The following is a 20067-nucleotide window of genomic DNA, read 5'->3' as shown; positions in this document are numbered from 1 at the left end:
CTTCATGCCTCCAGTGGGGAGTGCAGTACCCGGGCCATCTGACGGGTGACAGCGCTGACCTCCTGCGGAGATGCCAGAGCCGCGACAAAGCGGTCCGGGCGCACGAACACCACCGACTTGCCCTGAGCGCTGAACCAGTCCTTGAGGCGGCCTTGTTCGTCGCCAACGGTCAGCACGCCATCGCGGGTCGGCGTTGGATGAAGCAGCTGGCCAGAGGGCATGGCACGAATGAAGCGAGCGCCAAGGCGCTGCCAGAAATTCAGAGCCTCTTTGTCCATGCCATAGCTGGGGTCCGTACCCCAGGCCAGAATGCAGAAATTCAGTCCAACAAAGTCGTCCAGCAGGCCAGAGTGGCCGTTCGCAGTGGCAACACGAGGCTGAATGAACATCCGACCTACGGGACTGGACGCCGCCGTCTCCAGGCCATGCACCAGACGCCCCACCAGAGACTCCTTCTTTTCCGCCATCAGGCCCAGAAGGCGGCTCAAGGGAGTGTTGCCCGAGCGGTCCAGCAGACCAGCGAACGGTGTCCTGGCTCCTTGATTGCCGGTGCCCGTGTGGTGCAGCACCACGCCCTGCTCGTAGCGCGGCATGGGTTTGAAGCGCATCTCGGCGAAATACTGCTTGACGGGCGGCACCGCGTTCAGGGCAAGCATCACCGTGTCGCGTACTTTGGCTGCGGTATGGCTTTCAGGGGCAAAGATGTCGCCTGCCACCTCGGACAAATGGATCATGCTGCGGGCATGGTCGCGGCGTTCCTGTTCGTAGCTATCAAGCAGGCCGCTGCTGGCCTCTCCCTTGATGACCATGGCCAGCTTCCAGGCGAGATTGCTGGCATCCCGCATACCGCTGTTGTAGCCCTGGCCCTGCCAGACAGGCATGATGTGCGCGGCATCGCCTGCCAGCAAGATTCGTCCGACCCGAAACTGCGCCGCCAGTCGTGCGTTGTGCGTATACACGCGCTTGCGGATGTAGTCGACCTTGTCTGGATCTGCGACGACCTTGCGCATCAGCTGGGCAAGATTCTCCGGCTTTGAGAGCTGCTCTTCGGTCTCCCCGGGCATGACCATGAATTCAAAGCGGCGGATGCCATGCGGCAGGGCTGCAGAGACATAGGGGCGCTCCGGGTCGCAATGCATGTCGATATGAGGGGTTCCCAGGGGGTCATTGCGTACATCAACCACAATCCATTGATTGGGTTTGGTACGGCCCTCAAAGGGCACGTTCAGCGTGCGACGCACCAGACTGTTGCCTCCATCGCTGGCGACCAGGTACTTGGCGCGCAGTGTGCGCTCTACGCCCTCGGAACTCCTGAGAGTGGCGGTGACGCCAGCATCGTCCTGGATAAAGCTGTGCAGCTCCTGATCCAGCAGTACCTGGACCTGTTCAAAGCGCTGCAGACCCCGGTACAGGATGTCGTCCACCTGAGGCTGGATGAAGGCATTGCGGCGGGACCATCCGTACTCATCGGTGCGAGGTTCGATGGACGCAAAGCACTGGCCGCTGGCGGTGTAGAAGCGCATCCAGTGATGAGGGGTGATGTGTGCCTGTACTTGATCGGACAGACCTGCTGCCTGCAGCGTGCGCAGCGATTCGTCGTCAATGCCGATGGCTCGGGGGTAGTCAATAATCTGTGGCAGCTTCTCTGCCACGATGACGCGTACGCCAGCCATCCCCAGAGTGTTTGCCAGTGTCAGCCCTACCGGGCCAGCTCCAATGATCAGGACATCGGCATCGTCTTGGCTCGCTTGGTTTTCTTGGGGGGCGTTCATTGTCAGTCTCCGTATTTGGTGAGCGCATCGAGTGCTGTTTTGATAATTGTCAAAACACTCGAGGAGTCTGAAAACAGTGTGCACCTGGTGCACATAATGCTAGGTGCATACCCTTGCTGTCACCGCTTGCGCCGGCTACCAATCCGTTGAAGTGAGACTCGTAAGGTGGGCGTCGGGGTGATGAATGGCAAAGCTGCGCGTGGTTGAGCATCGAGTCGGAGTATTCTTTGAGCGCAGCAGCAGAGCACCCGGCGATTGCGTCGTATGGCTTGCGGTATTCATACTTGGGCATTCCCAAGAAATCTGCACTTTGAGCACAGTCCCATGAATGACTACAAGGATGTACGCAGCTTGTCGCGAGGCCTGGCTCTGCTGCAGGCAATGAATAGAGCCCCTGGCGGCATCGCTTCAACCACGGCACTGGCACAGGCATGCGATATTCATCGCACCACCGTCAAGCGATTGATGGAGACCTTGCGGGCGGAGGGTTTCGTGCGCAGGGGTGAGAAAGACGGGCAGTACTACCTGACTTTTGCAGTGCGCAGCCTTAGCGAAGGGCTTGTCGATGATGCCTGGGTTGAGCAGGTCGCACTACCGCTGATGCGTGCTGCCGTGCCCGAGCTGCTTTGGCCTTGCGATCTGGGGACCGTGGAAGGCGGCTTCATGGTTGTGCGTGAAAGCACGCACCGTTTCAGCCGGCTGTCTCAGCATCGCGGCATGATTGGAGAAAAATTGCCGCTGTTCTTCACGGCGATGGGACGAGCCTATCTGGCGTCTTGCACCAAAGATGAGAAGGAAGGCTTGCTCTCGTTGCTCGCTCAACGTGACGATGCGACAGGTGCCATGGCAAGGGATAGAGCATCGGTAGAGCGTTTGATTGAGGAGACGCGCCAGCGAGGATATGGCATCAGCGATGGTGATTGGCATCAGCAAGCGCCGTTTGGAGCAGTCGCAGTGCCATTGAAGTGCGGACGTCGTTTGATCGGAGGTCTGAATCTGGTCTTTCCGAAGTCTGCTGTCGCCAGGGAAGAGTTGCTTGCCCGCTATCTTCCCCGACTGAAGAAGCTGGCTGTGCGCATGGGCAGGGATGTGGCGCCTTGGCTGGACTAGATGTTCAACCGGGAAGGTCTGGTTTTCGTGGGACTTCATATCTTTTCAAGCCGTTCTCGAGTCCTCGTGCGAAGCAACTGCCTGCTTCGGGTATCTCTATAGTTGTCGCACCTTCATTCAGAACCAGTCACCCCGCAGATAGCCGTGCGTTTCCAGGCCATGAACGACGCGCTCGCCGATCCACTCGCGCATGCCGGGGATCTGGCCCAGCCAGCCATACTCTTCGGTGCCGGTTGTGCTGGGTACCATGGTTGCGTGGCTTCTGGTAGATGCTCTGTGCTTCGTTGAGGCCGCCTTGAAAGGCTGCCTTAGAGCCGGTGAAAAGGGTTTTCAGATTGACGGGAGTGATCAGCATTGCTGTGCCGCCACGTTGAAGAGCGGCCGGCCGAGGCCCTTCGCCATGAGGAGCAGGCGCAGACGCTATATGCTCAATCGCTGGCGCTGTACAGCGAGCAGAAAAGTCCCGAGGCCTTGCCGGCCTGGCATACCGATAGCGTCGTTTTCAGCAAGCGCAGCCCATGTTCATCGAGGCCTCGGGTTTGATGGCGCATGCGCCGGGCGGCGGCATTGCGCCAGGGGCTGGGCATTGCACTTGAGCGCCTTGGATCCGAGGGGCCAAGACACGGGGCGCTGGATCGGAGCGGCCCTTGCGCAGAATCGAACTTGCTGGAGGCTGGGTCCTTGTTCAGGCCGCTGCGTCGTGACGGTGCAGCAGATCCAGGAACATCTGTGCCGAGCGGCTGACGGGCCTGTCCTTGCGCACCAGGCTGCCATAAGCCTCCAGACTGCGCCTTGTCCGATACGGCAGGATATGCAGCATGCCGTGGGCGGCATGAAGATCGGCCACCGTGCGCGGAATCACGCCCACCATGTTCGAGTTTCGCACCAGATTGATGGTGGTGAGTATGGAGCCGGTTTCGATCAGACCGCGCGGCAGCGGCAGACTGTGCTCGCGGAACTCCTGCTCGATCAAGCTGCGCATGGGGCTGCCGGGCGGCTGCATCACCCAGCCATGCCCCTGCAAGGCTTGCAGACCGGGCCTCTGCAGCGACAGCAGAGGATGCTCCTTGCGCACGATGAAGGCCAGTTGCTCGTCGTCGATCGGGCAAAAGCGGCAATCGCTGCCCGCTTCATTGGTCATGCGCCCGACGACCACCTCCAGCACCCCCTCACGCAGCTGGGCCAGCAGGCGATCGCTGGTGTCCACGGCTACTTCCAGCTCCAGCAGGGGTAGCTGCTTTTTCAGCTCCAGCAGGGCCTGGGTGAGCCGCCCGGGTGATGCGGCCATGATGCTGCCCACGGCCAGCCGTCCGGCGCTTCCCTGGCGCAGCTCGCCCAGTTCGCGATTCAGGGCCTCGATATTGCCGCGCAGCGAACGGAAATACTCCAGCACCCGCTCTCCTGCCGCATTGCGCTGCAGCCGGCGTCCCACGCGCTCGAACAGCGGCTGACCCAGGGCGTCTTCGAGCTCCTGCAGCATTTTGGTGGCTGCCGGCTGGGTCAGACCGAGCTGGGCCGCAGCCGCGCGCAAGGTCTGGCGCTCGTCGATGGCCAGAATCAGGGCCACCTGACGCATGCGCAGCCGGTTCAGCAGCTGTGGCGTGTTGTCGCGTTTGTCTATCGATCCCATGGCATGGCTTCTTATCGCTTCAGGTTATCGATTAATCAATAACTTTCAGTTTACGCATATCAGCGGCTTCCCTAGCATCGGGCTGCGATGAAATAAAAAAGCCAAGGAGACAAATGTGCAAAGACGTCATCTACTTTCCATAGCCGCTTTGTGCGGCACCGCTGTGCTGCCCTGGCAGGCCCAGGCCCAGGCCCAGGCTCAGGACTCTGCGAACTGGCCGGTCAAGCCCGTGCGCATGCTGGTGGGCTCTGCGCCCGGAGGCGGCACCGATGCCATGGCCCGCGCCGTGGCCGACAGGCTGGGGCCGCTGCTCAAGCAGCCGGTGATCGTGGAGAACCGGCCCGGCGTCTCCAACACGCTGGCCGTGGACATGACGGCCAAGGCCACGGACGGCCACACCATGGTCATGGGCGTGGTCACGGCCCATGCCATCGCGCCGCATCTGCTCAAGCTCGGCTATGACAACAACCGGGATCTGGTTCCCGTGGCCTTTGTCGGCTCGGTGCCCAATGTGCTGGTGGTAGGCAACTCCGTTGCCGCCAACACGGTGGCGGAGCTGGTGGCCATGGCCAGGAAGAATCCCAATCAGATCAATTTCGCCAGCAGCGGCACGGGCAGCACCCAGCATATCGCCGCCGAGGTGTTCAAGGATGCCGCAGGCATTCAGATCACCCACGTGCCCTACAAGGGCAGTGCCGCAGCCCTGGTCGATCTGGTCAGCGGCCAGGTGCAGATGAGCTTCGACACCATGCCCTCGGTCATAGGCCAGATCAAGGCCGGAAAGCTGCGTGCCCTGGCGGTCACTTCGCCCCAGCGCAACCCCCAGTTGCCCCAGGTGCCGACCATGGCCGAAGCGGGCCTGCGCGACGTGGAGATCAGCGCCTGGTACGGCATCTACATGCCCGCCTCCACGCCCAAGGCTGTGCAGCAGAAGGTGCATGACGAGGTCAACAAGGTCATCGCCATGCCCGAGACCAAGACCCGTCTCGAAGCCGTTGGGGCCGAGCTGCGGCCCATGCCTCAGGCAGATTTCGGCAGTTTTCACCTCGCCGAGTACAAGCGCTTCGGCGACATCATTCGCAAGAACAACATCAAGCTGGACTGAGCATGAGAAAGGCTTCTCTTCCCGTTGTCGCCCTGACCCTGGGCGATCCTTGTGGCATCGGCGCCGAACTGATTGCACGCTTGCTCGCCAGGCCGCAAGCCACCGAGCAGGCGAAACTGGTGCTGGTCGGCGATCCATGGCTCTGGGAGCAGGGTCAGCGCATCGCCGGCCTGCAGGTCGCAACCGTTCCGCTGGCCGGCCTGTCGGCCGCGCGCGAGCGTGCCGATACGCGGCTGCCGGCTTTTGTGGCCGTGGACACCGTCGCCCAGGCCGATGTGGTGCAGGGACAGGTGGGGGCGGCGGGCGGCCGCTCGGTGCTGCAGGTGCTTGAACAATGCATGGATGCGGCCCTGGCCGGCGATATCGACGCCATCTGCTTTGCGCCCTTGAACAAGCAGGCCATGAAGCTGGGCGGCCTGCGCCATGAGGACGAGCTGCACCACTTTGCCGAGTACCTGGGCGTGACCGGCTACTTTTGCGAGTTCAACACGCTGGGCGATCTCTGGACCTCGCGCATTTCCTCGCACGTGCCGCTCAAGGATGTGGCCAGCTATCTGAGCGTGGAGCGCATCAGCCAGGCGGCCGAGCTGATCTACAACGCCTTGCGCGCCAGCGGCCTGGCTGCTCCCAAGGTGGCGATTGCCGGCTTCAACCCGCACAACGGCGATGGCGGCACCTGTGGCCGCGAGGAAATCGACATCATCGCGCCCGCCGTGCAGGCCCTGCAGGCGCGCGACTGGCCCAGCGATGCGCCGTTCCACGGCCCGTTCCCTGCCGACACCATCTTTCTCAAGGCCCAGGCCGGCGAGTACCAGGCCATCGTGACCATGTACCACGACCAGGGCCAGATCGCCATCAAGCTGCTGGGCTTCTCGCGCGGCGTGACGGTGCAGGGCGGCCTGCCGATTCCCATCACCACGCCGGCCCACGGCACGGCCTACGACATCGCAGGCCAGGGCAAGGCCAATGTGGAAGCCACCTGGCAGGCGCTGCAGATTGCCGCACGCATGGGGGTCGCCCACCGCGATCGCCAGGCCGCTCCAGCCGTCTGAGTCCATTTCCCGGGCGGCTTGGGCCGCCTGTCCCACTCACTCTTTTCTCCCGAGGTCTGTATGAAGATCAAGTCCGTCCGCGCCCGTGTCTATGAATGGAAGGGCAAGACCGTTCCGCCCCAGGGCAACTTCTGCTCCAACGCCATGGATCTGGTGTACTCCAACACCGAGTCCATGAGCACCTTCCGCTTCCATTCGTGGACCGTGGTCGAGATCGAAACCGATGACGGCATCATCGGTCTGGGCAATGTGGCCCTGGCACCAAGAATAGCCAAGGCCATCATCGACGAGTACCTGGCGCCCCTGGTCATCGGCCAGGACCCCTGGGACTACGAATACCTGTGGCAGCGCATGTACCGCGCCACCCACGCCTGGGGCCGCAAGGGCGTGACCATGGCCGCCATCTCGGCTGTGGACCTGGCCATCTGGGACATCTTGGGCAAGAGCGTGAACAAGCCCGTGTTCAAGCTGCTGGGCGGGCGCACCAAGGAAAAGATTCCCTGCTACTACAGCAAGCTCTACCGCACCGACCTGAAAGAGATGCAGGACGAGGCCCAGAAATTCCTGGATCAGGGCTTCAAGGCCTTCAAGATGCGCTTCGGCTACGGACCCGCCCATTTGCAGGAAGGTGTGAAGGAGAACCTCAAGTCCGTCGAGGCCATCCGTGAAGTGATCGGCTACGACACCGACCTGATGCTGGAGTGCTATATGGGCTGGAACCTGGAGTACGCCAAGCGCATGCTGCCCAAGCTCGCCAGGTTCGAGCCGCGCTGGCTGGAAGAGCCCGTGATCGCCGACGATATCGACGGCTACGCCGAGCTCAACGCCATGAGCATCGTTCCCATCTCGGGCGGCGAGCACGAGTTTTCGCTCTACGGCTTCAAGCAGCTGCTGGACAGGAAGGCCGTCTCCGTCGTGCAGTACGACACCAACCGCGTGGGCGGCATCACGGCGGCGCACAAGATCAATGCACTGTGCGAAGCCTATTCAGTGCCGGTGATCCCGCACGCCGGCCAGATGCACAACTACCACCTGACCATGAGCACGCTGGCCTCGCCCATGGCCGAGTACTTCCCCATCTTCGACGTGGAAGTCGGCAACGAGCTGTTCTGGTACATCTTCGACGGCGAACCGGTTGCCGACAACGGCTTCCTGCAACTGCGCGACGACGTGCCGGGCCTGGGCCTCACGCTCAAGACCGAGTACCTGGACCAGTTCCACATCATCGAGTAAGGAGCCGCAGCATGCCAGCACTCTCCAATCCCCGTTACCGGGGCATCTTCCCCGTCGTGCCCACCACCTTCCACGAGGACGGCACGCTGGACCTGGCCAGCCAGAAGCGCTGTCTGGACTTCATGGTAGCCTCGGGCGTGGACGGCCTGTGCATCCTTGCCAACTTCTCCGAGCAGTTCCTGATCTCGGACGAGGAGCGCGAAATCCTCACGCGCACGGCGCTGGAGCATGTGGGCGGCCGTGTGCCCGTGATCGTGACCACCACGCACACCAGTACCAAGATCTGCGCCGAACGCAGCCGTCGTGCCCAGGACATGGGCGCCGCAATGGTCATGGTCATGCCGCCTTACCACGGTGCCACCTTCCGCTTTGGCGAAGACCAGGTACAGGCCTTCTACCAGGGCGTGTCCGACGCCATCGACATCCCCATCATGGTCCAGGACGCGCCGGCCGCGGGCACGCCGCTGTCGCCCGCCTTTCTGGCCCGCATGGCCAGGGAGATAGCACAGGTCAGCTACTTCAAGATGGAAACCGCAGGCGCGGCGGGCAAGCTGCGCGAGCTGATCGCCCTGGGCGGCGAAGCCATCGAAGGCCCGTGGGACGGCGAGGAAGCCATCACCCTGCTGGCCGACCTGGAAGCCGGCGCGACCGGCGCCATGACCGGCGGCGGCTTTGCCGACGGCATTCGCCCCATCATCGAGGCGCACCGCGCTGGCGACAAGGACAAGGCCTTTGCCGAGTACCAGCGCTGGCTGCCGCTGATCAACCACGAAAACCGCCAGGCCGGCTTCCTCGCCGCCAAGGCGCTGATGAAGGAGGGCGGTGTCATCACCTGCGATGCACCGCGCTCGCCCTGGCCGCCCATGCATCCCGAGGTGCGGCGCCAGCTGCTGGACATCGCCCGCCGGCTGGATCCGCTGGTGCTGCGCTGGGCCCGTTGAATCGACTATGAATACAGGAGCTGGTTACGCTTTTTGATTCAGGAATTCAGATGCCTTTCATGCTGATATCTATGAATAACAGGCGCAGTAAGCTCCTCTATCAAGAGCATATCCATGACCCCACATCTCAACCTGATCAACGGCCAGTGGACGGCTGCTGACAGCTACGCCCCCAACACCAATCCCAGCGATCTGTCCGATCTGATCGGCGCGTACGCCCAGGGCGGTGCTGGCGACGTGCAGGCCGCCGTGGCCGCCGCCGCGGCCGCGTTTCCGGCCTGGTCCACCTCGGGCATCCAGGCGCGCTCCGACGCCCTGGACAAGATCGGCACGGAAATCCTGGCGCGCAAGGCCGAACTCGGCGAGCTGCTGGCCCGCGAAGAAGGCAAGACCCTGCCCGAAGCCATTGGCGAAGTCGGCCGCGCCGGCCAGATCTTCAAGTTCTTTGCCGGCGAGTGCCTGCGCCTCACTGGCGAGACCGTGCCTTCGGTGCGCCCCGGCATCGGTGTGGAGATCACGCGCGAGCCCATCGGCGTGGTCGGCCTGATCACGCCCTGGAACTTCCCCATCGCCATTCCGGCCTGGAAGATCGCTCCGGCCCTGGCTTTTGGCAACTGCGTGGTCTTGAAGCCCGCCGATCTGGTGCCCGGCAGCGCCTGGGCCCTGGCCGACATCATCCACCGCTCGGGCATCCCCGCCGGCGTGTTCAACCTGGTCATGGGCCCGGGCCGCGTGATCGGCGAAGCCCTGGTGAATCATGCCGATGTGGCGGCCATCAGCTTCACGGGCTCGACGGGCGTGGGCCGCGGCATTGCCGAAGCCTGCGTCAAAAGCGGCAAGAAGGTGCAGCTGGAGATGGGCGGCAAGAACCCCCAGATCGTGCTGGACGATGCCGACCTCGCCCAGGCCGTGGAGCTGTCGGCCCAGAGCGGCTTCTACTCCACCGGCCAGCGCTGCACGGCATCGAGTCGCCTCATCGTCACCGACAAGATCTACCCGGCCTTCATCGAAGCCCTGCAGGCGCGCATGGCGCGCATCAAGGTCGGCGATGCACGCGCCGCCGGCACCGACATGGGGCCCGTGGTCAGCCAGGCCCAGCTGGAGCAGGATCTGAGCTATGTGGAAATCGCCAAGGCCGAAGGCGCGCGCCTGGCCGCTGGCGGCATCCGCGTCGCCTGCCACACGGGCAGCGGCAAGGACGGCTTCTACATGGCGCCCACGCTGTTCGTGGACACCGAAGCCGGCATGCGCATCAACCGCGAAGAAGTCTTCGGCCCCGTGGCCAGCGTGATCCGCGTCAAGGACTACGAAGAGGCCCTGGCCATGTCCAACGACACGCCGTTCGGCCTGTCGGCCGGCATTGCCACAACCAGCCTCAAGTACGCCACCCACTTCAAGCGCCACAGCCAGGCCGGCATGGTCATGGTCAACCTGCCTACGGCGGGGGTGGACTACCACGTGCCGTTTGGCGGTCGCAAGGGCAGCAGCTACGGCCCGCGCGAGCAGGGCCGCCATGCCCAGGAGTTCTACACCACGGTGAAGACGGCCTATACGCTGGCCTGAGCGCGGCCCTGAAGGACTCTCCGGTTTGCTGCTTCTCCTTGCCGGGCCTGGTGCCCGGCTTTTTGATGGTGCGGTGCTGATCAGCCCAGCAGCGCTGCCTTGATGGTCTCGACACCGTCGGCGTTGTCCCAGACCCCTTCTTCCAGCGCATCGTGAATGGTCTTGTCCAGCGCGGCAGCCAGTTGCTCGCGTGTCTGGGCAGCCTGTGGGCTGGCGTCCAGCACGATGCGCAAGGCGGAGGCCAGTGCCGTGATCTGGGCTGTGAGATTGACGACGGTGGTGTTGGAGCTCATGAATCGGTCCTTGAAAATGTCGATGAACAGGGCAGCTGGCCTGGCGCGCAGTGCGGGGTGCCAAGCTGTCAACGGCCTTCAGTGTCGCGCGGGTGGATACTGCTGTTAACGTATCAACAATGAGCAGCGGCCGCGAAGACCTCGCCTGGTTTCAAGGGCGGATAGTCTTCAGATGCTTCGCGGTAAAGCACCGGCAGCTACTGTTTTTGAGATCTATATAAGACAGGAGAGACAAGAGCATGAGTCTGAAGAGAGTCTGTATCTACGGTGCTGGCGCCATTGGCGGCTGGCTGGGCGTGGCGCTGGCCAGGGCCGGCTGCGAGTTGAGCGCCGTGGCGCGAGGCCAGACGCTGGCTGCGCTGCAGCACAACGGCCTGACGCTGGTGCATGGCGAGGAGAGCGAGACCGTGGCCGTCAATGCGCAGCAGGACCCGGCCGCCCTGGGCGTGCAGGATCTGGTGGTGATTGCCGTCAAGGCACCGTCCATGCCCGATGTGGCGCGTGCCGTCGCACCGCTGATCGGCCCGCAGACCCTGGTGCTGACCGCCATGAACGGCGTTCCCTGGTGGTTTCTGGCCGGTGGCGTGGATGCCGGCCTGCGCGGCCTGCAGCTCAGGGCTGTGGATCCGCAGGGCGAGATCGCGCGTGCCATTCCCACCGGGCAGGTGCTCGGCTCGGTGGTGCATGCCAGCTGCTCGCTCGATGCGCCGGGTGTGGTGCGCCGTCATTTCGGCAACAGCCTCATCGTCGGCGAGCCCACGGCCCTGCCCGGCGATGCGCCCACGCCGCGCCTGCTGGCGCTGGCCGAGCTGCTGCGCGCGGGCGGCATCGAGGTCAGGCTCAGCGACAACATCCAGCGCGATGCCTGGTACAAGCTCTGGGGCAATATGACCATGAACCCCGTCAGTGCGATCACTGGCGCAACCACGGACAGGATTCTGGGCGATGAGCTGGTGCGCAACTTCATCACGGCCGTGATGCTGGAGGCCAGGGAAATCGGCGCGCGCATCGGCCTGCCGATTGCCGACAGCCCGCAGGACCGCCATCAGGTCACGCTCAAGCTGGGCGGCTTCAAGACCTCCATGCTGCAGGACGTGGAAGCCGGCAAGCCGGTGGAGCTGGACGCGCTGGTGGGCGCCGTGCGCGAGATGGGCGCCATGTGCGGCATGGCGACCCCATTCACCGATGCGCTGCTGGGTCTGACGCGGCTGCGCGCGCAGCAGCTGGGCCTGTATCCGATGTAAGGCGGTGGCGGGCAGGGCGGTCTTGGGCCTAGACTAGGCGGCATGAGCACCACATCTACCCAGACCGCGACTCTCAAATCCGCGTCCGCGCAGGACAGCCATTGGGCCACGCTGTGCGTGGTGACGACGACCGTAGGGCATTCGGCCGAGGCCGAGGACATGGCGCGGGCGCTGGTCGCGGCCAAGGCTGCGGCCTGTGTGCAGACCGAGCGCATCACCTCGTATTACGAGTGGGACGGCGTGCTGCAAACCGCTCCCGAATGGCGGCTGATCTGCAAGACCCTGCCAGAGGCACTGCCGCGGCTGACCGCGCTGCTGCGCAGCCATCACAGCTATGAGGTACCGCAGATCACCATGCGCACCGAGCGCTGCCTGAACGACTATGCCAAATGGCTCAAGCAGCAGGTTCAGCTCTGAAGCCCGAATAAAAAAGGAGCGCCTTGCGCGCTCCTTCATTGGGTTTCAGTGCTTAATCTATCTGAAAAATCGATGGATAAAGCGCTGGCAGCTATGGTTCTTGTGCTTCAGGACAGCAGGGCCTGGGCGAACTCGCGTGCGCTGAAGGTTTCCAGATCCTCGATCTTCTCGCCCACGCCGATGAAGTAGACGGGCACGGGGCGCTCCTGCGCAATCGCGGCCAGCACGCCGCCCTTGGCCGTGCCGTCGAGCTTGGTGACGATCAGGCCCGTGAGCTGCAACGCATCGTCGAAGGCGCGCACCTGGGTCAGGGCGTTCTGGCCGGTATTGCCGTCAATCACCAGCAGCACCTCGTGCGGCGCCGTGCCGTCGGCCTTGTTCACCACGCGCTTGATCTTCTTGAGCTCTTCCATCAGATGCAGCTGCGTGGGCAGGCGTCCGGCCGTATCGACCAGCACCACATCCTTCTTGCGCGCCTTGCCGGCGGAAACGGCATCGAAGCTCACGGCGGCGGGGTCGCCACCGTCCTGGCTGATGATCTCCACGGTGTTGCGATTGGCCCAGACGCCGAGCTGCTCACGCGCGGCGGCGCGGAAGGTGTCGGCGGCGGCCAGCAGCACGGATTGCTCGCTGTCGGCCAGATGTTTGGTCAGCTTGCCGATGGACGTGGTCTTGCCTGCACCGTTGACGCCGGCCACCATGATGACGGTCGGTGTGTGCTCGCCGATGCTCAGCGGCTTTTCCAGGGGCTTCAGCAAATCGGTCAGCGCATCGGCCAGCAGCGCCTTGACGGCGGCGGGCTCGGTGGTCTTGGTTTCCTTGACGCGGCGTTTCAGGTCTTCCAGCAGATGCTGGGTGGCCTTGACGCCGGTGTCGGCCATCAGCAGCGCGTCCTCCAGCTCTTCATAGAGCCTGTCGTCGATCTGCGTGCCGGTAAAGACGGTGGCAATGCTGGAGCCGGTCTTGCGCAGACCGGCTTTCAGGCGTTCCATCCAGCTTTGACGGGAATTTGGGGCTTGCGGCTTTGCGGTAGGCTCGGGGGCTGCTACAAAATCCTGAGTAGCAGGCTGATCTTCGCCGGCCTTGGCCGTCGCGCCGCCACCAAAGGGCTTGCGCCACCAGGAGCTGCTGCCATTTTCGGCAGGCGTAGCAGGCGTATCCTGTGGAGCGGGCCTGGTTTGCGTAGCAGGAGCGGGCGCCGCGGCTGCCTCGGCAGCGGGCGTGGTGTTCACCGCATCGGGTGAATTGGGCTTTTTCTTGAAAAAACTGAACATTGGCGGGTTTTTAGAATCGCATCATTCTATGAAACATGTACGCGCACTCCCTGTACTGGGCTTAATGGCCTGTTTGAGCGCTGGGGCAGCCTTGGCTGCACCGGGCGCATCGTCGCAACCTGTGCCTGCTGCCGCCACGGCTGCAGCGCCGCAAGTGCAGCAGTTCACGCTGAAGAACGGCATGCAGCTGATCGTGCAGCCCGACCGGCGCGCGCCTACGGTCGTGCACATGGTCTGGGTGCGTGTGGGCTCTATGGACGAGGTCGACGGCACCACGGGCGTGGCCCATGCGCTGGAGCACATGATGTTCAAGGGCTCCAAAAGCGTCAAGCCCGGAGACTTCTCGCGTCGCGTGGCGGCGCTGGGCGGCCAGGAAAACGCGTTCACCTGGCGTGACTACACCGGCTATTACCAGCAGATTCCGTCCAACCGTCTGGAAGACGTGATGAAGCTGGAGTCCGACCGTTTTGCCAACAACCAGTGGCCGGACTCCGAATTCAAGAAGGAAATCGAGGTCATCAAGGAAGAGCGCCGCATGCGCACCGACGACCAGCCCCGCGCAATGCTGATGGAGCAGCTGATGGCGGCCACCTTCATGGCCTCGCCCTATCGCCGCCCCGTGGTGGGCTGGATGAGCGACCTGAACTCCATGACGCCCGGCGATGTGCGCGACTTCCACAAGCGCTGGTATGTGCCGGCCAACGCGGCCGTCGTGGTGGTGGGCGATGTGAACGTCAACCAGGTGCGTGCCTGGGCCGAGAAGTATTATGGCAGCATTCCTGCGCGCGCATTGCCGCAGCGCAAGCCGCAGACCGAACCCAGACAGATCGGCGTGCGCCGCATCGAGGTCAAGCAGCCTGCCGAGCAGGCCTTTATCGCCATGGCCTATCGCACGCCTACCCTGAAGAACGTTGAAAAGCTGCAGCCAGAGGACAAGGACGCGCTGGCGCTGCTGGTGCTGTCTGCCGTGCTTGACGGTTATGACGGCGCTCGCCTGGAGCGCGCCCTGGTGCAGGGCGAAGGCCAGGCCAATGGCCGCGTGGCCGACAGTGCCGGCAGCTCGGCCAACATGATGGGGCGCGGGCCCAGCCTGTTCATGCTGACCGGCGTTCCGGCCCAGGGCAAGACCGCGGCCGATGTGGAAGCTGCGCTGCGTGCCCAGATCAAGAAGGTGGCTGATGAGGGCGTGCAGGCCGATGAACTGGAGCGCGTCAAGACGCAGTGGATGGCTTCCAACGTCTATGAGCGTGATTCCGTCATGGGCCAGGCCCAGAACCTGGGCAACTACTGGATCCAGAACATGCCGCTGGATGCCGAGGACAAGCTGCTGGCCGAACTGCGCAAAGTCACCTCTGACGATGTGAAGGCCGTGGCCGCCAAATATTTTGGCGATGACCAGCTTACTGTCGGCACCCTGGTGCCTCAGCCTCTGCCGGCGGGTAGCAAGCCCCAGCGTCCCATGTCGGGCAAGGCGGATGCAGATAAATCCATGCACTGAGCGCAGCGGAGAAACCTATGAAAACTATGAAAAAGATAGCTGCTGGCGCTTTTGTAGTAAGCGCTGGAATGGGTTTTTTAACCCAATCTGCCTGGGCCTTGCTGCCGATAGAGCATTGGATCCAGCCCAGTGGCGCCCAGGTCTGGCTGGTGCAAAGTCCCGGCATTCCCATGGTGGATGTGCAGGTGGACTTCGACGCCGGCAGTCGCCGAGATCCCGAGGACAAGGTGGGCCTTGCGACAGCCGTGGCCATGATGTCCTCCAAGGGCGTCAAGGCGGCAGGCGATGCGCCTGCGCTGGATGAAAACGGCCTGGGTCAGGCCTGGGCCGACCTGGGGGCCAGCTTTGGCGCCAGTGCAGGGCGCGACAGCTTCAGCTATGGCCTGCGCACGTTGACCGAGCCCAATCTGCAGCAAAAGGCCGTGGCCCTGGCGGCGCGCCAGATTGCCTCGCCAAGCTGGCCGGAAGCCGTGTGGCAGCGTGATCGCGAGCGCTGGAGCGCCTCCATCAAGGAAGCCGACACCCGTCCCGGCACCGTGGCCTCCAAGGCCTTCCGCAAGGCCGTGTTCGGCAGCTCGCCCTATGGCTATCAGACCACGGTCGACAGCCTGGGCCGGATCGATGTTTCGGCCATGCAGGACTTTCACCGCAAGCTGATTGCCGCCTGCCGCGCCAAGGTCAGCGTGGTGGGAGCGGTCAATCGCCAGCAGGCCGATGCCATGGTCAAGCAGTTGCTGGGACCGCTGCAGGCCACCAATGGCAACGACTGCCCGCCGCTGCCTGCCGTGGGCAAGGTACAGGACCTGCAGCAAGCCAAGGTCGAGAACATTCCGTTCGAGTCGGCCCAGGCCCAGGTGCTCATAGGTCAGCCCGGCATTGCGCGCAACAACCCCGATTTTCTCGCCGTGATGGTGGGCAACCACATTCTGGGCGGCGGCGGCTTCACCTCCAGGCTGATGGAAGAGGTGCGTGAGAAGCGGGGCCTGACCTATGGTGTCTCCAGCGACTTCTCGCCGGGCCCGGATCGCGGCGCCTTCATCATCGGCCTGCAGACCCGCCCCGATCAGGCGGCCGAGGCGCTCAAGGTCTCGCAGGACGTGTTGCGCAAATTCATAGCCGAAGGTCCTAGCGACAAGGAGCTCAAGGCGGCCAAGGACAATCTGATCGGCGGCTTTGCCTTGCGCATAGACAGCAATCGCAAGCTGCTGGGCAATGTGGCCAATATCGCCTGGAATGGCCTGCCGCTCGACTATCTGGAGCACTGGACTGATCGCGTTCAGGCTCTGACCACCAAGGACGTGAAGGAGGCGATGCAGCGCATGGTCCAGCCCGAGCGCATGGTCACCATCACTCTCGGAGCCAAGCCATGAGCCGCAGTGCCATCAAGCTACACACCCCCGCAGGCCGCAAGGCACTGGACAAGATGATTCACGAGTCCGAACGCAAGGCACAGGAATTGGCAGCCAGCCGTCCGGCTCGCCCCGGAGCCAAGGCCGCCCAGCCTGCCGCAGCCAAGCCGGCCGCCACGGGGGCCGGTGAAATTCGCATCATCGGCGGGCAATGGCGTCGCACGCGTCTGGCCGTGGCACAAAAGCCCGGCCTGCGGCCCACGCCCGATCGCGTGCGCGAGACCCTGTTCAACTGGCTGGGTCAGGATCTGAGCAACTGGAAATGTGTCGACGCCTTTTCGGGCACGGGGGCACTGGGTTTCGAGGCCGCATCGCGCGGCGCGACCAGCGTCATCATGAACGAGCAGGATGCGGCCCTGGTGCAGCAGCTGCAGCGTCTGCAGCAGAAGCTCGATGCCAGGATGGTCAAGGTGCAGCGCGGTGATGCGCTGAGCTGCCTGAAGACCGTGGCGGGCCAGGATCTGATCTTGCTGGACCCGCCCTTCGGTCAGACCGAGCTGTTCGAGCCCGCGCTCAAGGCTGCCACCGCGGCCTTGAACGACGACGGCTTCATTTACCTGGAAGCCCCCGAGGCCTGGGCCGAGGAGCGCCTGCTGGAGATGGGGCTTGCGCTGCATCGCTATCTGAAGGCCGGCGCCGTTCATGCGCATCTGCTGAAGAAGCAGTAGGGCTTTGCTGCCGAACCGGGAGCTGCCGGCGCTTCGAGCAGAGGCGCCAGCAGCTCTTTTTTGCATGGGTCAGCACTCTTCAGGCCTGAATGCATAATCTCTTTACGCTGCACTGCAGCAGCCCTCACCCTCATCAAGACCCGCAGGAGAGAGATAAGCCATGAGCCAGGACCTGATTGCTGTTTACCCCGGAACCTTTGACCCGATCACGCTGGGGCATGAAGATGTGGTGCGCCGGGCTGCACAGCTGTTTGGCAAGGTCATCGTGGCCGTGGCGGCAGGCCATCACAAAAAGACGCTGTTCACGCTGGAGGAGCGCATTGCCATGGTGCGCGAGTCCTGTGCCAATTATCCGCAGGTGGAGGTGGAGAGCTTTGACGGACTGCTGGCGCATTTCGTGCTCGCGCGCGGTGCCAAGGCCATGGTACGCGGCCTGCGCGCGGTGACGGACTTCGACTATGAGTTCCAGCTTGCCGGCATGAACCGCACGCTGATGCCTGAAGTGGAAACCGTGTTCCTCACGCCCAGCGATCGCTATCAGTTCATCAGCTCCACCTTTGTGCGCGAGATTGCCACGCTCAATGGCGATGTGGACAAGTTTGTCTCCAAGGGCGTGCATGAGCGCCTGATGCTCAAGGTCGGCCGCAAGGTCTGAGCTTTCAGCGTCCCTGGCTAGTCGCCCTGCTGCGATAGCTGCTGATGGTCTCGTGTACGAAGCGCAGCTTGTCCCAGGCCGGGCCGGAAATGGCAAAGGGATAGGCGTCGCCATGGCCGAGGCTGCGATTGAGACTGTTGTGCAGCAGGGTCAGCGGCACCCACTGGGATTGCATCACCGAAAAATCGGGCGGCACCGGCCCCAGCGGGTTTTGAATGAGTTGCTGGCCCGCGCCGGGGATGTCCGGCACGGTAATGCAGGTGCCGTAGCTGGCGGCGGTCTCCAGCAAGTCCACCATGTGCAGATAGTGAGCCCAGGTTTCGGCCCAGTCCTCCCAGGGGTGGGACGTGGCATAGGCGCTGATGAACTGGCCGCGCCAGCTGTTGTCCAGCGGATTCTTGCCGTAATGGCGCTGCAGCGCCTGGGCATAGTCCTGATTCTCATAGCCAAACAATGCTCTGAAGCGCTCCAGATACTCGCTGTTCGCTATGAGCTGATCCCAGTAGAAATGTCCCGATTCGTGACGCAGATGTCCTATCAGCGTGCGATAGGGCTCGTGCAAGGCCTGGCGGCGTTTGGTGCGCTCATCGTCGTCGGCCTCGACGACATTGAGCGTGATCATGCCGCTGGCATGGCCGGTCATGACGGGGTTCTGACCGGGAAGGTCTGCGAGCAGGGAAAAGCGCGGCTCGGCCACGCGGTGCCCATGCGGGTCCAGCAGACCCAGCTTGGCCAGGGTGTAGAACAGCCTGCGCTTGGCGACCTCGATCTTGGCCCAGCGCAGTTCATTGGCGGGATCGCCTCCGTCGGGCAGCCATTCGGTCTGTCGGCAGGAAACGCACAGTGGCTGCGGGTCTGAAGCCTCGATCGCAAAATTGCACAGGCTGATGTTGTGGCGGTGGGCGCAGGGGCGATAGCGTGCGTCGTGGCCTCCGACCGAGGGAAGAATGCCGACGCGCAGCTGATCGGGCAGAAAGGCCTGGCTTGCACCGCAATGCACGCATTGCAGGCTTTCAAAATAGATCAGGTGCCCGCAGGCTTCGCAGTTGAAAACTTGCATTCGAGCACTTTAATGGCGAAGTCAGCCGCCGGGTGTAGGAAAAAACAAAGCCAGCTCAAAAGCTGGCTTTGTGGCGGGAAGTGAGGCCCTCAGAAAGAGTCTTGCTTCAGGCGCGCATCATCAGGGTCTGACCACGATGCTGTTGCGCACTTCACGCACATGCTTGGTCGTGCGGGCAATTTCGCCGGCTCGGGCTTTTTCTGCTTCGGATTTGGCAAAGCCCGACAGCTGCACAGTGCCGTTCATGGTTTCGACGCTGATGGCGGTTGCGGAGACATTCTTGTCTTCGGCCATCTTGGCTTTCACCGCAGTGGTGATGCCTGCGTCATCCACATAGGAGCCCACAGTCTGCTGGTCACGGGCAACCGAACAGGCCGTGGTACCCAGCACGGTCGTCGCAGCGACCAGACTGAAAGCCAAAGCGCGAGTCAGATTCTTCATATGGTTCTCCCTTGGTTTTGAAAAGGCGCAGAGCAGGCCTGCGAAAGCTTGGAACGTCGGCACGTTCCAAGAGTTATTTCCTGCGCGAGCGACCCAGAAAGAAGGCCGTCGCCAGGGCTGCGCCGGTCGCGGCGGCGATCAGCACGGAACGCCCGGGTTGCTCGGACACATACTTGGTGGTCGCATCCGCTGCGGTGTTGAACTGACGACGTGCGCGGTGCGAGCTGTCGGCCCAGAAGTTGATGCTGCGCTCGGCCAGGTCCTGAGCCCGGTTGGCCAGGTTGTCGATCAGCGGGTTTTCGCTGTCGTCGAGATTGCGCATGTGACGCCCCGTGGAGTCTATCGCCTCGGAGGCTGTGCGCCTTGCGCGGCGTGCGGTGTCCTCAACCTTGTCGGCAACATCCTCGGCCACGTCGCGTGCTTCATTGACCATCTTCTGGGCAGCCTGCTTGCCGGAGTCCACCGCATCTTGTGCTGCATCGGCCATCTTGTGTGCAGCATCCTGGGCGGATTGGGCGGCGTGCTTTGCCGTGTCCTTGACGTCTGCAGCCACATCCTTGGCGGCGCCCTTGAGATCTTCAACCGTGTCCTTGGCGTCTTTTACGGCTTGGCTCATTGTTTGGAACTCCCTGAAATCTAGAAATTTTCGTGACAGCGTGCAGTAACGCCTGTCTGCGGAACCCTGCCTCCAGGAGGCAGAAG

At 63.2% G+C, this 20067-nt stretch carries 20 protein-coding genes and 1 pseudogene; 12 read left to right on the top strand and 9 right to left on the bottom strand.

What is annotated here, in order from left to right; all coding sequences use genetic code 11:
* Positions 1-2: 2 nt before the first annotated feature.
* Entirely contained in the window at positions 3-1772 is a 1770-nt protein-coding gene (locus F0P97_RS22535; protein WP_182284382.1) for a bifunctional 3-(3-hydroxy-phenyl)propionate/3-hydroxycinnamic acid hydroxylase, read from the bottom strand.
* Between the two features lie 264 nt (positions 1773-2036).
* Here F0P97_RS22535 and F0P97_RS22530 point away from each other — a divergent pair, with 264 nt between their 5' ends.
* Positions 2037-2882 (top strand): DNA-binding transcriptional regulator, encoded by an 846-nt coding sequence (locus F0P97_RS22530; protein ID WP_232538019.1) that lies wholly within the window; start codon positions 2037-2039, stop codon positions 2880-2882.
* 117 nt (positions 2883-2999) lie between these two features.
* On the opposite strand, the pseudogene F0P97_RS22525 reads toward F0P97_RS22530, so the two are convergent.
* The 3 genes and pseudogenes from F0P97_RS22525 to F0P97_RS22515 all read right to left on the bottom strand — a co-directional run.
* Positions 3000-3137 (bottom strand): annotated as a pseudogene (locus tag F0P97_RS22525) (Mu-like prophage major head subunit gpT family protein); the annotation flags it as partial.
* A gap of 173 nt (positions 3138-3310) precedes the next feature.
* Positions 3311-3469, bottom strand: a complete 159-nt coding sequence (locus tag F0P97_RS22520; protein ID WP_182284381.1) for a hypothetical protein — start codon at positions 3467-3469, stop codon at positions 3311-3313.
* 98 nt (positions 3470-3567) lie between these two features.
* Positions 3568-4512 carry a LysR family transcriptional regulator gene (locus F0P97_RS22515; RefSeq protein ID WP_182284380.1) on the bottom strand — a complete coding sequence of 315 codons (945 nt, stop codon included), beginning with the start codon at positions 4510-4512 and terminating at the stop codon, positions 3568-3570.
* Positions 4513-4627: 115 nt separating this feature from the next.
* On the opposite strand from F0P97_RS22515, the gene F0P97_RS22510 reads away from it, so the two are divergent.
* From F0P97_RS22510 to F0P97_RS22490, 5 genes are all read left to right on the top strand, one after another.
* Positions 4628-5617 carry a Bug family tripartite tricarboxylate transporter substrate binding protein gene (locus F0P97_RS22510; protein ID WP_182284379.1) on the top strand — a complete coding sequence of 330 codons (990 nt, stop codon included), beginning with the start codon at positions 4628-4630 and terminating at the stop codon, positions 5615-5617.
* A gap of 2 nt (positions 5618-5619) precedes the next feature.
* On the top strand, positions 5620-6669 hold the full coding sequence (locus tag F0P97_RS22505; RefSeq protein WP_182284378.1) for a 4-hydroxythreonine-4-phosphate dehydrogenase PdxA: 1050 nt from the start codon (positions 5620-5622) through the stop codon (positions 6667-6669).
* 60 nt (positions 6670-6729) lie between these two features.
* The gene (locus tag F0P97_RS22500) at positions 6730-7902 is read left to right on the top strand and encodes an L-rhamnonate dehydratase (RefSeq protein ID WP_182284377.1); all 1173 of its coding nucleotides are present in this window, start codon (positions 6730-6732) and stop codon (positions 7900-7902) included.
* 11 nt (positions 7903-7913) lie between these two features.
* Positions 7914-8843, top strand: a complete 930-nt coding sequence (locus F0P97_RS22495) for a dihydrodipicolinate synthase family protein (RefSeq protein ID WP_182284376.1) — start codon at positions 7914-7916, stop codon at positions 8841-8843.
* Between the two features lie 114 nt (positions 8844-8957).
* Positions 8958-10406: an aldehyde dehydrogenase family protein gene (locus tag F0P97_RS22490; RefSeq protein ID WP_182284375.1), complete on the top strand. Its 1449-nt coding sequence runs from the start codon at positions 8958-8960 to the stop codon at positions 10404-10406.
* A gap of 80 nt (positions 10407-10486) precedes the next feature.
* Here F0P97_RS22490 and F0P97_RS22485 read toward each other — a convergent pair whose 3' ends face one another.
* The gene (locus F0P97_RS22485) at positions 10487-10699 is read right to left on the bottom strand and encodes a hypothetical protein (RefSeq protein ID WP_182284374.1); all 213 of its coding nucleotides are present in this window, start codon (positions 10697-10699) and stop codon (positions 10487-10489) included.
* A 239-nt stretch (positions 10700-10938) separates the two neighbouring features.
* Here F0P97_RS22485 and F0P97_RS22480 point away from each other — a divergent pair, with 239 nt between their 5' ends.
* Both F0P97_RS22480 and cutA read left to right on the top strand, forming a co-directional pair.
* Positions 10939-11943 (top strand): 2-dehydropantoate 2-reductase, encoded by a 1005-nt coding sequence (locus F0P97_RS22480; protein WP_182284373.1) that lies wholly within the window; start codon positions 10939-10941, stop codon positions 11941-11943.
* A 42-nt stretch (positions 11944-11985) separates the two neighbouring features.
* Positions 11986-12360 carry a divalent-cation tolerance protein CutA gene (cutA, locus tag F0P97_RS22475; RefSeq protein ID WP_043006216.1) on the top strand — a complete coding sequence of 125 codons (375 nt, stop codon included), beginning with the start codon at positions 11986-11988 and terminating at the stop codon, positions 12358-12360.
* 107 nt (positions 12361-12467) lie between these two features.
* Here the strand turns inward: cutA and ftsY are convergent, their stop codons facing one another.
* On the bottom strand, positions 12468-13634 hold the full coding sequence (gene ftsY, locus F0P97_RS22470; RefSeq protein ID WP_182284372.1) for a signal recognition particle-docking protein FtsY: 1167 nt from the start codon (positions 13632-13634) through the stop codon (positions 12468-12470).
* A gap of 64 nt (positions 13635-13698) precedes the next feature.
* Between ftsY and F0P97_RS22465 the strand changes: the two genes are divergently transcribed.
* From F0P97_RS22465 to coaD, 4 genes are all read left to right on the top strand, one after another.
* Entirely contained in the window at positions 13699-15132 is a 1434-nt protein-coding gene (locus F0P97_RS22465; protein WP_371878557.1) for a M16 family metallopeptidase, read from the top strand.
* A 17-nt stretch (positions 15133-15149) separates the two neighbouring features.
* Positions 15150-16502: a M16 family metallopeptidase gene (locus tag F0P97_RS22460; RefSeq protein WP_182284370.1), complete on the top strand. Its 1353-nt coding sequence runs from the start codon at positions 15150-15152 to the stop codon at positions 16500-16502.
* On the top strand, positions 16499-17209 hold the full coding sequence (rsmD, locus tag F0P97_RS22455; RefSeq protein ID WP_182284369.1) for a 16S rRNA (guanine(966)-N(2))-methyltransferase RsmD: 711 nt from the start codon (positions 16499-16501) through the stop codon (positions 17207-17209). The genes F0P97_RS22460 and rsmD overlap by 4 nt, the downstream gene beginning before the upstream one ends.
* 160 nt (positions 17210-17369) lie before the next feature.
* A complete protein-coding gene (gene coaD / locus F0P97_RS22450; RefSeq protein WP_182284368.1) occupies positions 17370-17864 on the top strand; it encodes a pantetheine-phosphate adenylyltransferase in 495 nt (164 codons plus the stop codon).
* A 4-nt stretch (positions 17865-17868) separates the two neighbouring features.
* On the opposite strand, the gene F0P97_RS22445 is transcribed toward coaD, so the two are convergent.
* The 3 genes from F0P97_RS22445 to F0P97_RS22435 all read right to left on the bottom strand — a co-directional run bounded on the left by F0P97_RS22445 (position 17869) and on the right by F0P97_RS22435 (position 19981).
* Positions 17869-18924 (bottom strand): zinc-binding metallopeptidase family protein, encoded by a 1056-nt coding sequence (locus F0P97_RS22445; RefSeq protein WP_182284367.1) that lies wholly within the window; start codon positions 18922-18924, stop codon positions 17869-17871.
* Positions 18925-19044: 120 nt separating this feature from the next.
* Positions 19045-19365: a BON domain-containing protein gene (locus F0P97_RS22440; RefSeq protein WP_182284366.1), complete on the bottom strand. Its 321-nt coding sequence runs from the start codon at positions 19363-19365 to the stop codon at positions 19045-19047.
* A gap of 73 nt (positions 19366-19438) precedes the next feature.
* Positions 19439-19981 (bottom strand): hypothetical protein, encoded by a 543-nt coding sequence (locus F0P97_RS22435; protein WP_182284364.1) that lies wholly within the window; start codon positions 19979-19981, stop codon positions 19439-19441.
* Positions 19982-20067 lie beyond the last annotated feature (86 nt).

Source organism: Comamonas testosteroni, assembly GCF_014076415.1.
Classification (GTDB): domain Bacteria; phylum Pseudomonadota; class Gammaproteobacteria; order Burkholderiales; family Burkholderiaceae_C; genus Comamonas; species Comamonas testosteroni_F.
The sequence above is the reverse complement of the archived record's forward strand: the minus strand, read 5'-3'. Positions and strand labels throughout refer to the sequence as shown.

What these genes read in the sequence shown, in the direction of transcription:
- coaD (WP_182284368.1), top strand. Translation starts at nt 17,370, where the DNA reads ATGAGCCAGGACCTGATTGCTGTTTACCCCGGAACCTTTGACCCGATC.
- F0P97_RS22505 (WP_182284378.1), top strand. Translation starts at nt 5,620, where the DNA reads ATGAGAAAGGCTTCTCTTCCCGTTGTCGCCCTGACCCTGGGCGATCCT.
- F0P97_RS22520 (WP_182284381.1), bottom strand. Translation starts at nt 3,469, where the DNA reads ATGCCCAGCCCCTGGCGCAATGCCGCCGCCCGGCGCATGCGCCATCAA.
- cutA (WP_043006216.1), top strand. Translation starts at nt 11,986, where the DNA reads ATGAGCACCACATCTACCCAGACCGCGACTCTCAAATCCGCGTCCGCG.
- F0P97_RS22515 (WP_182284380.1), bottom strand. Translation starts at nt 4,512, where the DNA reads ATGGGATCGATAGACAAACGCGACAACACGCCACAGCTGCTGAACCGG.
- F0P97_RS22495 (WP_182284376.1), top strand. Translation starts at nt 7,914, where the DNA reads ATGCCAGCACTCTCCAATCCCCGTTACCGGGGCATCTTCCCCGTCGTG.
- F0P97_RS22500 (WP_182284377.1), top strand. Translation starts at nt 6,730, where the DNA reads ATGAAGATCAAGTCCGTCCGCGCCCGTGTCTATGAATGGAAGGGCAAG.
- F0P97_RS22535 (WP_182284382.1), bottom strand. Translation starts at nt 1,772, where the DNA reads ATGAACGCCCCCCAAGAAAACCAAGCGAGCCAAGACGATGCCGATGTC.
- F0P97_RS22445 (WP_182284367.1), bottom strand. Translation starts at nt 18,924, where the DNA reads ATGCAAGTTTTCAACTGCGAAGCCTGCGGGCACCTGATCTATTTTGAA.
- F0P97_RS22465 (WP_371878557.1), top strand. Translation starts at nt 13,699, where the DNA reads ATGGCCTGTTTGAGCGCTGGGGCAGCCTTGGCTGCACCGGGCGCATCG.
- ftsY (WP_182284372.1), bottom strand. Translation starts at nt 13,634, where the DNA reads ATGTTCAGTTTTTTCAAGAAAAAGCCCAATTCACCCGATGCGGTGAAC.
- F0P97_RS22460 (WP_182284370.1), top strand. Translation starts at nt 15,150, where the DNA reads ATGAAAACTATGAAAAAGATAGCTGCTGGCGCTTTTGTAGTAAGCGCT.
- rsmD (WP_182284369.1), top strand. Translation starts at nt 16,499, where the DNA reads ATGAGCCGCAGTGCCATCAAGCTACACACCCCCGCAGGCCGCAAGGCA.
- F0P97_RS22490 (WP_182284375.1), top strand. Translation starts at nt 8,958, where the DNA reads ATGACCCCACATCTCAACCTGATCAACGGCCAGTGGACGGCTGCTGAC.
- F0P97_RS22480 (WP_182284373.1), top strand. Translation starts at nt 10,939, where the DNA reads ATGAGTCTGAAGAGAGTCTGTATCTACGGTGCTGGCGCCATTGGCGGC.
- F0P97_RS22530 (WP_232538019.1), top strand. Translation starts at nt 2,037, where the DNA reads ATGGCTTGCGGTATTCATACTTGGGCATTCCCAAGAAATCTGCACTTT.
- F0P97_RS22440 (WP_182284366.1), bottom strand. Translation starts at nt 19,365, where the DNA reads ATGAAGAATCTGACTCGCGCTTTGGCTTTCAGTCTGGTCGCTGCGACG.
- F0P97_RS22485 (WP_182284374.1), bottom strand. Translation starts at nt 10,699, where the DNA reads ATGAGCTCCAACACCACCGTCGTCAATCTCACAGCCCAGATCACGGCA.
- F0P97_RS22435 (WP_182284364.1), bottom strand. Translation starts at nt 19,981, where the DNA reads ATGAGCCAAGCCGTAAAAGACGCCAAGGACACGGTTGAAGATCTCAAG.